We start from the raw sequence: 12,263 nt of genomic DNA on the forward strand, positions 1-12,263 counted from the left end.
CTTATTTGCCTCCTGTCAGTTCTTTCTTCATATGGTCGATGATCTCACCAAGAGGAACCTCCTGCTGCTCTCCTGATGTCATGTTTTTCACATTAATGACCCCGTTCTCGAGTTCCTGATCTCCGAGGACAAGTACATATTTACTGCCAAGACGATCAGCTGCTTTAAACTGAGCTTTCATTTTTTTCCCTAAGTAATCTTTGTCCACTTGAATGCCGGCACGACGTAATTCATCTGTTAACTTAACAGCTGCACGATTCGCCTCATCACCCAGGGAAACAAAAAATACATCCAATCCTTCATCCGTAGGGAGTTCAACGCTTTCCGCTTCTAAAGCCATCAACAAACGCTCGATACTCATGGCAAAACCGATTCCTGATGTTTCAGGACCGCCCACTTCCTGAACTAGACCTGTGTAGCGACCACCGCCGCTCAATGTCGTGATGGCACCGAAACCTTCCGCTTCACTCATAATTTCAAAAGCTGTGTGGTTATAATAATCGAGTCCGCGTACAAGGTTTGGATCCACAACATAATCAATGTCCATCACATCCAAATATTGTTTTACTTGTTCAAAGTAATCTTTGGAATAATCATTCAAATATTCAAGAATGGACGGAGCTGTTTCCATTGCCGGGTGTTCACGGTCCTTTTTACAATCCAGAACTCTAAGCGGATTTTGATCAAGCCGGACTTGACAATCTGCACAAAGTTCTTCGCGGTGTGGATCGAAGTGACGGACCAAAGCTGCTCGATGCGCTTCCCTGCTTTCTTTATCACCGAGACTGTTGACCACTAGTTTCAGCGACTTCAGCCCTAGTTCTTTATAAGAGTTTAAAGCAAGAGAAAGCACCTCTGCATCAATAGCTGGATCATCACTGCCTAAAGCCTCAATACCAAACTGCACAAACTGCCTCATTCTTCCCTGTTGAGGTCGTTCATAACGGAACATAGGGCCCATGTAGAAGTATTTGGTCGGCTGATTTGGCAAACCGTAGACTTTATTTTGAACAAAAGAACGAACGACAGAAGCTGTCCCTTCAGGTCGTAAGGTAATGCTTCTTCCTCCACGATCTTCAAACGTGTACATTTCCTTCTGGACGATGTCTGTACTATCTCCGACACCTCGTTGGAAAAGCTCGGTATGTTCAAAAATCGGTGTTCTGATTTCTTTATAATGATAGCGACGGCATAGGTCAGCTAATTGTCCTTCTACATACTGCCATTTTTCAGATGTACCAGGCAGAATATCCTGCGTACCACGAGGGGCATTCATACTCATCTCAAACTCCTCCTAACGAAATAAACCATTTTTTACCACAAAAAATCCCGTCCCTTTTCCGCGCTTGCGAAAAAGGGACGGGATTACCCGCGTTGCCACCCTGATTTGAGGCTTTAAGAGCCTCCACTCAAAACAGTTAACGCCTGTGTACGTCTACACCTACTTTTAGTTCGATGTAGAACCTAAGAAACGTCTTTCATCAGAATATAACGTCCGAATGCTTTCAGCCTAAGGCATTCGTTCTCTGTGCGCATGGAAACTGACTACTTTTTTCCTCAATGGTTTTGTTCGAATCATTTTAGAATTGATTATAATCATATAATCTCCGTTAACCTTATGTCAAGTTTATCTCCACAAAATTTATAAGATCAAACTTTTTCCTATGGAGAAGGATATTTACGTCATTTGTCGAATAATGAATGGAGACTGACAAGGAGGTGGAATATTTTTTGAAAAAAGGCATAATTTTCTTCATTTTAATTTTAGGAGTTCTTACCTTTTATGAGACTCCTCCCGCGTATGCAGACAAGGCGGTTATCCAGGTCGATTACTTGAATGTGAGGACAGGACCTGGAACGAATTACGACCGTATTGGCAAGGTACATACAGGGGAAACCTACAAGATTATCGAAGAGAAAGACAATTGGCTCAAAATTCAGCGAAGCGGGAAGGATGGCTGGGTCGCCAAATGGCTAACAAAAGTAAAGGCAGACCAACACATAACCGACCGTCATTATTCAAAGTATGATTATCTGAGGATTCGTTCCGCTCCGAATCTGGATGGGAAAATCAAAGGGTATCTGATGAAAGACGATGTCGTAGAGCCCGAGAAGTCGGATGGGAAATGGGTCTATATTCAAAAAGGAAACACAAATGGCTGGGTCCATGGAGACTATCTGACAAAAGAAGCGAAGCAAAAGCACGAACCCGAGAAAGATGAGAAAGCAGATGAGAATCCATCATCAACCGTAAAAGGAAAAGTGAAAGTAGGAACAGCCGTTCTAAACGTCAGAAGTGAAAACTCCACAAGAGGGCGGATCCTGACAAGAATACGTAAAGGTGAAACCTATGAATACATAGCGAAGAAAGACCGCTGGTATCAAATAAACTACAGCAGCGGAAAGACAGGTTGGGTCGCCGGTTGGCTTGTAAATGAAACAGACAATGAACAAACGAACACACCTGCTTCGAAAAACACCTATGTATCTTTGAATTATAACGGCACGAATTTGAGGTCCGGACCATCTACGAATTATAAAATCGTCGGTCGTGGCCACAAAGGCGATCAATTTGAAGTCTTAAGCAAAGAAGGGCAATGGTACAAGATCTCCTATGAAAGTAAAACAGCTTACGTGGCTGGATGGATTGTAGAAGAGGTCAATCAAGACAGTGCGGCCACAACACCGGCTACTTCAAATGCCCTTAAAGGGAAAACCATTATGATTGATGCTGGCCATGGCGGACGCGACCCCGGGGCAGTTGGGAGAGGCGGAAGCTACGAAAAGACATTAACGCTGGATACGGCTTACCTTCTAAAAAGCCAACTAGAAAGCAAAGGTGCCAAAGTATTGATGACTCGGACGAGCGATCAGTACATCTCCCTTACTATCAGAACCTTCCATTCGAACCGTTCGAATGCAGATGCCTTCATCAGTCTGCATTACAATGCGGCGCCATTGAATGTGGTTGCTAGAGGAATTAATAGTTATTATTACTCTTCTAAAGACAAAGCACTTGCAGATTCGCTGCAGTCATCTATCGTTTCTTATACAGGACTGCGAGATCGAGGGACGAAAAAAGGCGATTTCCACGTGATCAGGGAGAATAACAAGCCTTCTGTCCTATTGGAGCTTGGCTTCCTATCAGATGCAAGAGAAGAACAAACCATTAAAACGCGCTCTTATCAAATGAAAGCGAGCCAAGGGATCGCAGAAGGCTTAACTCATTACTTCAACTAATGAATTTTGGTCATTCAAAATTCAATCCCACCGCTTAGGAAAACAAAAAAGCTGTACTCAAAATGAGTACAGCTTTTTTTATCGTTCTTTACTATCGATGATTAATGTCACAGGGCCGGAATTGGTCAGTTTCACGTCCATCATGGCACCGAATTCTCCTGTTTCCACTTTAACACCTTCCTGCTCCACCATCTGATTAAAAGATTCATACAACTTTTCAGCCTGGTCAGGCTTTGCTGCTTGCATGAAGTTGGGGCGGCGCCCTTTGCGACAATCTCCGTATAAAGTGAATTGAGAAATCGATAGCATCTGGCCACCTAAATCAACCAATGAATGATTCATTTTTCCATCCTTATCTTCAAAAATGCGCAGGTATGGAATCTTTTTGGCTAAATACCGTGCATCTTCTTCTGTATCCTCATGATTTACACCCAATAAAACGACAAGTCCCCGATCTATGGTACCTACGTCGTTTTCCTCAACGGTGACAGAGGCGTTTACAGCTCTTTGAACCACTGCTTTCATCGTAGATTCCCCTTTATCTTCTATTGCATGACACGACGAACCGTGTACACTTCCTGAATTTGTTTAATCCGTTCGACAATCTTTCTCAAATGGTTCGTATTCTGGATTAAAATAGTAATATGAATAGTCGCCATTTTATTACGGTCGGACTTTCCTGAAACCGCGGTAATATTCGTCTTCGTTTCATTGACTGCTTGGAGCACTTCGTTAAGCAGGCCGCGGCGATCATAGCCCCAGATCTCAAGGTCAACATGATACTGCTTGGAATCCGTGACTGAAGTCTCCCATTTAACAGGTAATAGGCGTGTCTGAGCTTCTTCGGTATGGACATTAGGGCAGTCACTTCTATGGACGGATACCCCTCGTCCTTTAGTAATATAACCGACAATCTCATCACCAGGTACTGGGTTACAGCATTTGGATAGACGGACAAGAAGATTGTCTACCCCTTCCACTCGTACTCCTGAATCCTTTTTACCAGTTTTTGCAGGGGTTTTAATTTCCGTGGTATTTACATCAGCAAGGGTCTGCTCCAGGTCTTGTTCCTGCTGTTTCCGCTTCCTGATTTTCTCTGTTAATCGAGTAGCGATTTGAGCGGCTGTAATCCCCTGGTATCCAACAGCGGCAAACATGTCCTCTTCGTTTGCAAAATTAAACTTTTCAGATACACGATTCAAATTATCTGTCGTATAGACATCTTTTGGTTGAATACCGAAATTACGAATTTCCCGTTCGACAAGCTCTTTCCCTTTAGAAATGTTCTCGTCTTTTTGTTGTTTCTTAAAGAATTGCTTGATCTTATTCTTCGCCTGAGATGTCTGAGCGAGCTTAATCCAATCTTTGGAAGGTCCATACGCATGCTTAGAAGTCATGATATCGACAATGTCCCCGGTCTTCAATTCATAATCCAGGGGTTCCATTTTCCCGTTCACTTTTGCACCAATCGTTTGATTTCCAACTTCCGTATGAATACGATAGGCAAAATCTACAGGCACTGAACCAGATGGAAGCTCGATCACGTCTCCTTTTGGTGTGAACACATAGACCATGTCTGAAAATAAATCCACTTTAAGGGATTCCATAAACTCTTCGGCATCATGAGTTTCACTTTGCCATTCAAGAATTTCACGGAACCAGGTAAGCTTCTCTTCAAACGATTGTTCAGCGGAGGTCTGCTTTCCTTCTTTATATGCCCAGTGTGCTGCAATTCCATATTCCGCAATTTCATGCATTTCGTGGGTACGGATTTGAACCTCAAGAGGATCCCCTTTAGGTCCAATTACTGTCGTATGCAGAGATTGATACAGATTAGGCTTCGGCATGGCTATATAATCTTTAAAGCGACCCGGCATCGGTTTCCAACACGTATGGATGATGCCAAGGACAGCATAACAATCTTTGATACTGTTGACTGTGATTCTAACGGCTAACAAGTCATAAATTTCATTGAATTGTTTATTCTGAAGTACCATCTTCCGGTAGATACTGTAAAGGTGCTTCGGCCGTCCAAATAAATCCGCATCAATGTTTACTTCTTTCAATTGGCCACGAATTTCATCAATGACTTCCTCGATATAATGCTCACGTTCATTCCTCTTCTGCTTCATCAAATGAACAATCCTGTAGTATTGCTGAGGATTCAAATACCGAAGGGCCGTATCTTCAAGCTCCCATTTAATCGTAGAAATACCAAGACGATGAGCCAGAGGTGCAAAGATCTCCAATGTTTCATTGGAAATCCGACGTTGTTTCTCAGCTGGAAGATGCTTCAACGTGCGCATATTGTGTAACCTGTCCGCAAGTTTAATTAAGATGACGCGCATATCTTTCGCCATAGCGACAAACATTTTCCGATGGTTTTCCGCCTGCTGAGCTTCTTTGGATTTATATTTGATTTTACCTAATTTCGTTACGCCATCCACAAGCATCGACACTTCTTCATTGAAGGCCTCTTCAATTTCCTTAAGGGAAACATCTGTATCCTCTACGACATCGTGAAGAAAACCGCCTGCAATCGTTTCAGGATCCATCTCTAAGTTCACAAGAATACCTGCTACTTGAATGGGATGGATGATATAAGGTTCTCCCGACTTTCGGAACTGATTGCTATGGGCCTTTTCGGCAAATTCATAAGCACGACGAATAAACGCCAGATCTGACTCATTCAAATACTGACTCGCTTGTTCTATGACTTCTTCCGCAGTTAGAACTGTATCTTTCGCCATTCAATCACCCTAGTTTCTTTAGAACTTTCAAAATATATTTGATTAACATTATCAAAAAAAGGACTCTTCTTGTAAAGGGAAAAGCCCGATATCGTCAATTGTAAAACAAAGAGCGCCCCTGAAAAGGGCACTCTTTCCATTAATATTGCATTAAAGTAAGGACGTCATGGCCGTCCAATTTGCTGCGGCCATCTAAGTATGTGAGTTCAATCAAGAACGCACACCCAGCTACTTCCCCGCCCAACTGCTCGACAAGATCGATGGTCGCTTCAATTGTACCACCAGTAGCAAGAAGGTCGTCGACAATCAGTACTCGTTGACCTGGCTTAATTGCGTCTTTATGAATCGTCAATACGTCTTTTCCGTATTCCAGACCATAATCCACTTTAATTGTTTCACGTGGAAGCTTTCCTTCTTTACGCACAGGTGCAAAGCCGATTTCCAAAGCATAAGAAACAGGGCATCCGACGATGAAGCCACGTGCTTCAGGTCCTACTACAATATCGATTTCTTTGTCTTTTGCGTATTCTACAATTTCATCAACCGCCGCTTTAAATGCCGGACCATTGTCCATCAATGGAGTGATGTCCTTAAATTGGACACCTTCTTTCGGCCAATCTTCAACGATTGCAATATGCTCTTTATAATCCATTCGTTACTTCCTCCTTGACTTGCTTAAAACGCTGGTTCATATATTGGTCAAACCAACTCTTCAATTCTTTATATGTGGAATAATACAAGGTACGTTCAATTTGCAGCTGTTCTTCCCTTTGAAGATAAAGCGAAGATTCCCGCAAATCTTTTTGAGAAGGTTCGGATTCTGCTGTAATAATCCCGTCTTTTATTTTAACAAAGTCGAGTTCAAAAAACACCTCAGAAATAAATTCCACCATGGACTTGTCCCATCCTTTACGATTGGCAAGTAAGTCTGCTTCTTCATGAAGGTTGAACTGACCACGCTTCAATAGCATACCATAAAACCATTTGAAGTGGTCCCTTGAAGGCCATGTTTTTAGAAAAGTACTCTCCTGTATATGATAACAGGCAAAGACTTTACGAGTTTCAATTTTAGATAAAAGCTCGGTCATATCCGACATGCGTTTAGGCAGATCGATAATGAGAAGTCCATCATAGGCGGCTCCCTGCTCCACCGACTCTGCCTGAAGGACAGGAACATCGCATGGGGCCTGATCTTTTCCTTGAAAGCTGACAGCTGCAAACGTTTGGTTGGGTGGAATGATCAAATTCTTTTCTATATGCTTTGAACCTCTGTGATCAAATAACTGCCATTCTTTCACACGAAGATCCTTGATCATCACTTGTAAGTTTTTCCGTCCGTTCCATTCATTGATTCCAAGTTCTCCTACAACATCCAGTGCTGCTTGCGGGGATATTTGCTGAAAAAGATCTCCCATCCCGAACGCAATACCATCCAGCCGGGACTGTTGACTTTGGAATTGGAATTTTAGGTGATTTTTTTTACTTCCGATCAAACGTACTTCTTTAGGGGTATGCTTGAGATGAAACAATGGTTTCGGGTTCCCCATTCCAAATGGACGAAGCTGGTTGACTTCCTCAATCTGTTTCAAGGATATATCTTCCAACTCGACTGTTGTTTCAATATCCAGGACTTGTTGATAATCGTCATCCGATAGTTTTTCCTCAGCCAGGGAAATCAAATCGCCTCGTAACTCATCGATTTGGTCAAGCGCAAGTGTCATACCCGCTGCTTGGGCATGTCCGCCAAAATGTATAAATCGATGACGGATCTCCATACAGTTGGAGAATAAATCAAAAGCGTCAATACTCCTTGCTGAACCTTTGGCTTCCCCTTTTTCTTCATCAATAGCCAGGACAATAGCCGGTCGGTCAAATTGACGGACGAGTTTGGATGCGACGATTCCAAGCACTCCTGGGTTCCAGCCCTCTTTAGCAACCACAATCACATTCTCAGCTTCCCCATTTTCAACGGAAACCATTTCTTCCGCTTCCTTGGCGATGGAGGCAACGATTTTCTGTCTTTCCTGGTTCAACTGGTTAATGAAGATTGCAATTTGTTCAGCTTCTTCCCGATCTTCCGATAGCAATAAATCGACTGCCGGAGTTGCATCCTGAAGTCTACCTACAGCATTGAGCCTTGGACCGATTGTAAAACCGATCGTTTCCTCATTCATATCCCCCTCTATGCTGCACACTTTTCTCAACGCCTGGATACCAGGGCGTGCAGAGTGGGAAATTGCCTGAAGACCGATCGATGCAAGCACCCTGTTTTCGCCTTTTAAAGGGACAAGATCAGCAATCGTACCAATAACGACAAGGTCAAGAAACTCTTTTGGAAAACGGCCTAGAAGAGCATGAGCAAATTTAAAAGCCACTCCGACACCAGCTAATTCCTGGAATGGATAATCCGCTGAGGTCTTAGGGTGGATAATGGCATAGGCATCAGGAAGAACTTCCTGGACTTCGTGGTGGTCCGTAATAATTAAATCAATCCCCAGTTCTTTCGCAAATGATGCTTCTTCCATAGCGGCAATACCTGTATCTACCGTTATGATTAGAGAATAGCCGGAATCATAGGCAAATTGAAAAGCTTCTTTATTTGGACCATATCCCTCCGTGAAACGATTAGGAATATAGAAGTCACAGTCCGCCCCTGCTTTTCTGAGCGCTTCCACCATGACAGATGTAGAGGTTACTCCGTCTGCATCATAATCACCAAAAACAAGAATGGATTGATCAGATGCTATGGCCTCTTTCACACGAGCCACGGCAATGTCCATCCCCTCCATAAGCATCGGATCGTGAAGCTGATCAATTGAAGGCTTTAAGAACCGATCCGCTGCTTCAGCATTGTGGATTCCTCTTTTTTCTAAAAGCTGCTGAGTAAGTGGAGTAACTCCAGGAAGGACAGAAGAACTTTCTTCCGAATTTCTATATGTAAATTTCCATTTCATCTTGCTTTGTATCATAAGTTCACCCCTGACCCATCTATTATACAAGAGCGGACCAGGGGTAGCAAACGCAATTATGTGACTTTTGATGAAGAACTTTCCTCTTCATTTGTCTTATCATTCTCACCAGACACGGTCTTATTTTCATCCGTGACGCTTGCAGGGGAAGCGGAAGCCTCGGACTTCAACCGGCTGTTTTCTCTTTTCAGCTTATAATATCGGAGAGCCCCGACGGATGCTGTGGCTAACCCACCTAATAAAACAGATATTAGAATGACAAGAATCAGTGGTGCTTCACCTGATCCAAACAAATAATTAACCTGAACAGGGTCCACATTAATGACAGCAAAAATAGCAATGACTAATGCAAAAATGAAAGCCAGGATAAGATAACTTTGACCTTTCATATGTTCAACACTCCTTCATTGATAAAGGTTTCTTTATATACTTGATATACCCGGAAAGAAAAAGTAATAACCAAAGAAGACCATCCTCCATGGAGGATGGTCTTCTTTTAAGGTCCTCCAGTTTACACTTGAGGTCCGTCCGTTTTTTTCTTTTTCACATAATTGATCGGGTTATCTTTAATATTGCGGCCACGCCATATGAGCCAAAGCTGAGAAGCAATGAACAGGGATGAGTACGTACCTGCCAATAATCCGATGACTAGGGCGAACGAGAAGTTCGTGATGGATGATGCTCCGAAGAATAACAGCATCACAGCTGCGAAAATGACAGTAAGGACTGTATTGAAGCTGCGGGCAAGTGTCTGCATTAAACTGTCATTGACGACTTTCGCAAGCTCTTTAAAGGATTTCACTTTCTTCTTCATTCTCAAGTTTTCCCGGATCCGGTCGAACGTTACAATCGTGTCATTCACCGAGTAACCGACAATGGTAAGAATCGCTGCAATGATGGTAATATCGAATTCCAATCTCGTTAAACTGAAGAAAGCAACGATGAAGAAAGCATCATGCAGCAAAGCAATAATCGCTGTTAAAGCGAAGAAGATTTCAAAGCGAATGGTAACATAGATGATGATCCCGATGGACGCGTATAAAACAGCCAGTGCTGCGTTTTTAGCAAGCTCTTGACCAACAATCGGGGATACAGTGCTGACGTTCGGCGTATTGCCAAACTCTTCTTCATAGTAGCTTTGAATTTCACCGATTTTATCTTTACTCAGTTCATCATCGAAACGAGCGACTGCAATCTCACTGTTGTCGCCTGAAATGATGACCTGTTTCGGGCTGACATCAAATTCTTCTTCCAACGTTTGTTCCACTTGTTCTGATGTTATATTGCCATCAGACAAAATCGACACCCTAGAACCACTGGTGAAATCAATTCCCAGATTCAAGCGGAAGAAAGCAAGGGCCAGGATTCCCGCCACCACGAGGACAATCGAAATTGTGAAAAATCGTTTTCTCAGTCCTACAAAATCGAATTTCCGTTTCATGAAGGTTGCTTCGACTTCTTCTCCTTCAGCAATATCATGAATATCCTCAGGTTTCACTCCGAACCATTTCGGGCGCTTATTCAAGAAGCGGCTCTTGACCCATAAACTCATGAATAATCGCGTACCATACACGGCTGTTATGAAACTGACGAGAATACTCACTATCAACATTGTTGCAAAACCTTTGACTGAACTTGTACCGAAAATGAAAAGTACAGTGGCTGCAATTAAGGTTGTAATGTTCGCGTCAAGGATGGTTGCTAAGGAACGCTTATTTCCTGCCTTATAGGCTGATAAAAGAGATTTACCTGATTTCAATTCTTCTTTAATTCTTTCATACGTAATAATGTTGGCGTCTACGGCCATACCGACACCCAGAATCAAGGCGGCAATACCAGGCAGTGTCAAGACACCATTCATCAATTCGAAGACCACGAGAATTAAATAGATGTAAACACTCAGCGTTAGTGTTGCAATGATCCCAGGGAAACGATAATACGCAATCATGAACAAGAAGATGGCTGCAATTCCGATGAAGCCTGCCAAAATGGTTTTGTTCATGGCTTGCTCACCGAATTGAGCACCGACAGATGTCGAATAGGTTTCTTCAAGATTAACAGGTAGTGATCCAGCATTCAGAATATCTGCCAATTGTTTAGCGGATTCCTGAGTGAAATCCCCGCTGATCATGACCGAATTACTACGAACAGGTCCGTCTTGGAACCCTGGTGCAGAAATATAAGCCGGGTTTTCTTTCCCCCACTCTTCAGCGAAGGAAGTTTCTTCATTATAATCCAGCCAAATCACTAACAGATTGTCCGGATATGGTGTATCTGGATTGTTCGGAGTGTTGTAAATTTCTTCTGAAACGTCATAGAACTTAGAAGCACTCTTAACTTTAAGTGTAACAATGGGTTCATTCGTATCTGGATGATAGGACTGCTGAGCACTTCCCTCAACAAGATCTGAACCATCCATGTACAACTTTCCATCCGTACCACGGAAAGATAGTTCAGCGGTTGTTGAAAGCAGTTCTCTTGCTGTCTGCTGGTCTTCTACACCCGCAAGCTGTACTCGAATTCTTCCCCCATCTTCAATAGTAATGTTCGTTTCACTTATACCAAGTGTATCCACACGTTCCGTCAATGAACGTGCTGTAGCCTCGAGAACCTGATCATTCACTTCCTGGTTCTCATCTAACGGCTCGACATCGTATAAGATTTCGAAACCACCCTGTAAGTCCAATCCTAATTTAATATCTTTGGTAACCCCTGTTACTGTCGTTCCAATCATAGCAGCCAGTAATAAAACCACAATAAAAAAGGCTACGATCCGCCCTCGTTTCACCATACTGTCCTGTTCCTCCTTTATGTACGAACACATGCGATGATCCATCGGCTAATATGTATAAATGCTTATAGACAATATTTGATAATCCCCGTACCTATTCTACTACTTTTTCAAACTTTCGCAACAATAGGAAAAACTTTAAGCTGATCACCGTAAAGAGATCAAGCCTCATTCATATTCCGAAGGACCCTTCAATGCCTCAATGGAGGCAAGCAGATCATCATTCTGATATGCCTCTGTTGTCAGATAACTCGTATATGTATGGGTCTGCAAATGCAGGATATCCTGGACTACCTGGTGCAGTCTCATTTCAGGTTCGCCATTCCAAACTTTCTTGATCAAACAATCCCACACTTCTTCTTCGGTCGCACGTTTATAACCTAACAAGTGAAACTCTTCTACTTTGCTTTGCAAAACTGTTCTCAGTTCATTTCTCCAGCTTGTGACCACTTTTTTTTGATCCATCAGGTTACTCCTCACTCTAAGGTTTTCGGAAACGGGTGTCATGCCTTG

The 12,263-nt window shown here is 42.8% G+C and carries 9 protein-coding genes and 1 other annotated feature; of the genes, 1 reads left to right on the forward strand and 8 read right to left on the reverse strand.

Features of this window, described 5'->3' with window-relative positions:
• Window position 1: 1 nt before the first annotated feature.
• On the reverse strand, window positions 2-1,282 hold the full coding sequence (hisS, locus tag J0K78_RS05895; protein WP_206945789.1) for a histidine--tRNA ligase: 1,281 nt from the start codon (window positions 1,280-1,282) through the stop codon (window positions 2-4).
• Between the two features lie 70 nt (window positions 1,283-1,352).
• Window positions 1,353-1,570 (reverse strand) — a binding site (T-box leader).
• Window positions 1,571-1,731: 161 nt separating this feature from the next.
• Between hisS and J0K78_RS05900 the strand changes: the two genes are divergently transcribed.
• Window positions 1,732-3,240: an N-acetylmuramoyl-L-alanine amidase family protein gene (locus tag J0K78_RS05900; RefSeq protein WP_206945790.1), complete on the forward strand. Its 1,509-nt coding sequence runs from the start codon at window positions 1,732-1,734 to the stop codon at window positions 3,238-3,240.
• A gap of 78 nt (window positions 3,241-3,318) precedes the next feature.
• On the opposite strand, the gene dtd is transcribed toward J0K78_RS05900, so the two are convergent.
• From dtd to J0K78_RS05935, 7 genes are all read right to left on the reverse strand, one after another.
• The gene (dtd, locus tag J0K78_RS05905; protein WP_206945791.1) at window positions 3,319-3,765 is read right to left on the reverse strand and encodes a D-aminoacyl-tRNA deacylase; all 447 of its coding nucleotides are present in this window, start codon (window positions 3,763-3,765) and stop codon (window positions 3,319-3,321) included.
• A 20-nt stretch (window positions 3,766-3,785) separates the two neighbouring features.
• Window positions 3,786-5,990 carry a RelA/SpoT family protein gene (locus J0K78_RS05910; RefSeq protein ID WP_160915184.1) on the reverse strand — a complete coding sequence of 735 codons (2,205 nt, stop codon included), beginning with the start codon at window positions 5,988-5,990 and terminating at the stop codon, window positions 3,786-3,788.
• A gap of 139 nt (window positions 5,991-6,129) precedes the next feature.
• Window positions 6,130-6,642 (reverse strand): adenine phosphoribosyltransferase, encoded by a 513-nt coding sequence (locus J0K78_RS05915; RefSeq protein WP_146812750.1) that lies wholly within the window; start codon window positions 6,640-6,642, stop codon window positions 6,130-6,132.
• Entirely contained in the window at window positions 6,632-8,959 is a 2,328-nt protein-coding gene (recJ, locus tag J0K78_RS05920) for a single-stranded-DNA-specific exonuclease RecJ (protein WP_206945792.1), read from the reverse strand. The genes J0K78_RS05915 and recJ overlap by 11 nt, the downstream gene beginning before the upstream one ends.
• Before the next feature lie 56 nt (window positions 8,960-9,015).
• Complete coding sequence (locus tag J0K78_RS05925; protein WP_206945793.1) at window positions 9,016-9,348, reverse strand: LapA family protein; 333 nt, start codon at window positions 9,346-9,348, stop codon at window positions 9,016-9,018.
• Between the two features lie 122 nt (window positions 9,349-9,470).
• On the reverse strand, window positions 9,471-11,750 hold the full coding sequence (gene secDF, locus J0K78_RS05930; protein WP_206945794.1) for a protein translocase subunit SecDF: 2,280 nt from the start codon (window positions 11,748-11,750) through the stop codon (window positions 9,471-9,473).
• Window positions 11,751-11,918: 168 nt separating this feature from the next.
• Entirely contained in the window at window positions 11,919-12,215 is a 297-nt protein-coding gene (locus tag J0K78_RS05935; RefSeq protein WP_206945795.1) for a post-transcriptional regulator, read from the reverse strand.
• Window positions 12,216-12,263: the final 48 nt, after the last annotated feature.

Origin of the sequence: Halobacillus sp. GSS1, from assembly GCF_017307035.1 — a bacterium.
In the GTDB taxonomy this organism is placed as follows: domain Bacteria; phylum Bacillota; class Bacilli; order Bacillales; family Halobacillaceae; genus Halobacillus; species Halobacillus litoralis.

Coding starts and splice junctions, on each gene's coding strand:
- hisS (WP_206945789.1), bottom strand. CDS start 1,282: ATGAGTATGAATGCCCCTCGTGGTACGCAGGATATTCTGCCTGGTACA.
- dtd (WP_206945791.1), bottom strand. CDS start 3,765: ATGAAAGCAGTGGTTCAAAGAGCTGTAAACGCCTCTGTCACCGTTGAG.
- J0K78_RS05910 (WP_160915184.1), bottom strand. CDS start 5,990: ATGGCGAAAGATACAGTTCTAACTGCGGAAGAAGTCATAGAACAAGCG.
- J0K78_RS05915 (WP_146812750.1), bottom strand. CDS start 6,642: ATGGATTATAAAGAGCATATTGCAATCGTTGAAGATTGGCCGAAAGAA.
- recJ (WP_206945792.1), bottom strand. CDS start 8,959: ATGATACAAAGCAAGATGAAATGGAAATTTACATATAGAAATTCGGAA.
- J0K78_RS05925 (WP_206945793.1), bottom strand. CDS start 9,348: ATGAAAGGTCAAAGTTATCTTATCCTGGCTTTCATTTTTGCATTAGTC.
- secDF (WP_206945794.1), bottom strand. CDS start 11,750: ATGGTGAAACGAGGGCGGATCGTAGCCTTTTTTATTGTGGTTTTATTA.
- J0K78_RS05935 (WP_206945795.1), bottom strand. CDS start 12,215: ATGGATCAAAAAAAAGTGGTCACAAGCTGGAGAAATGAACTGAGAACA.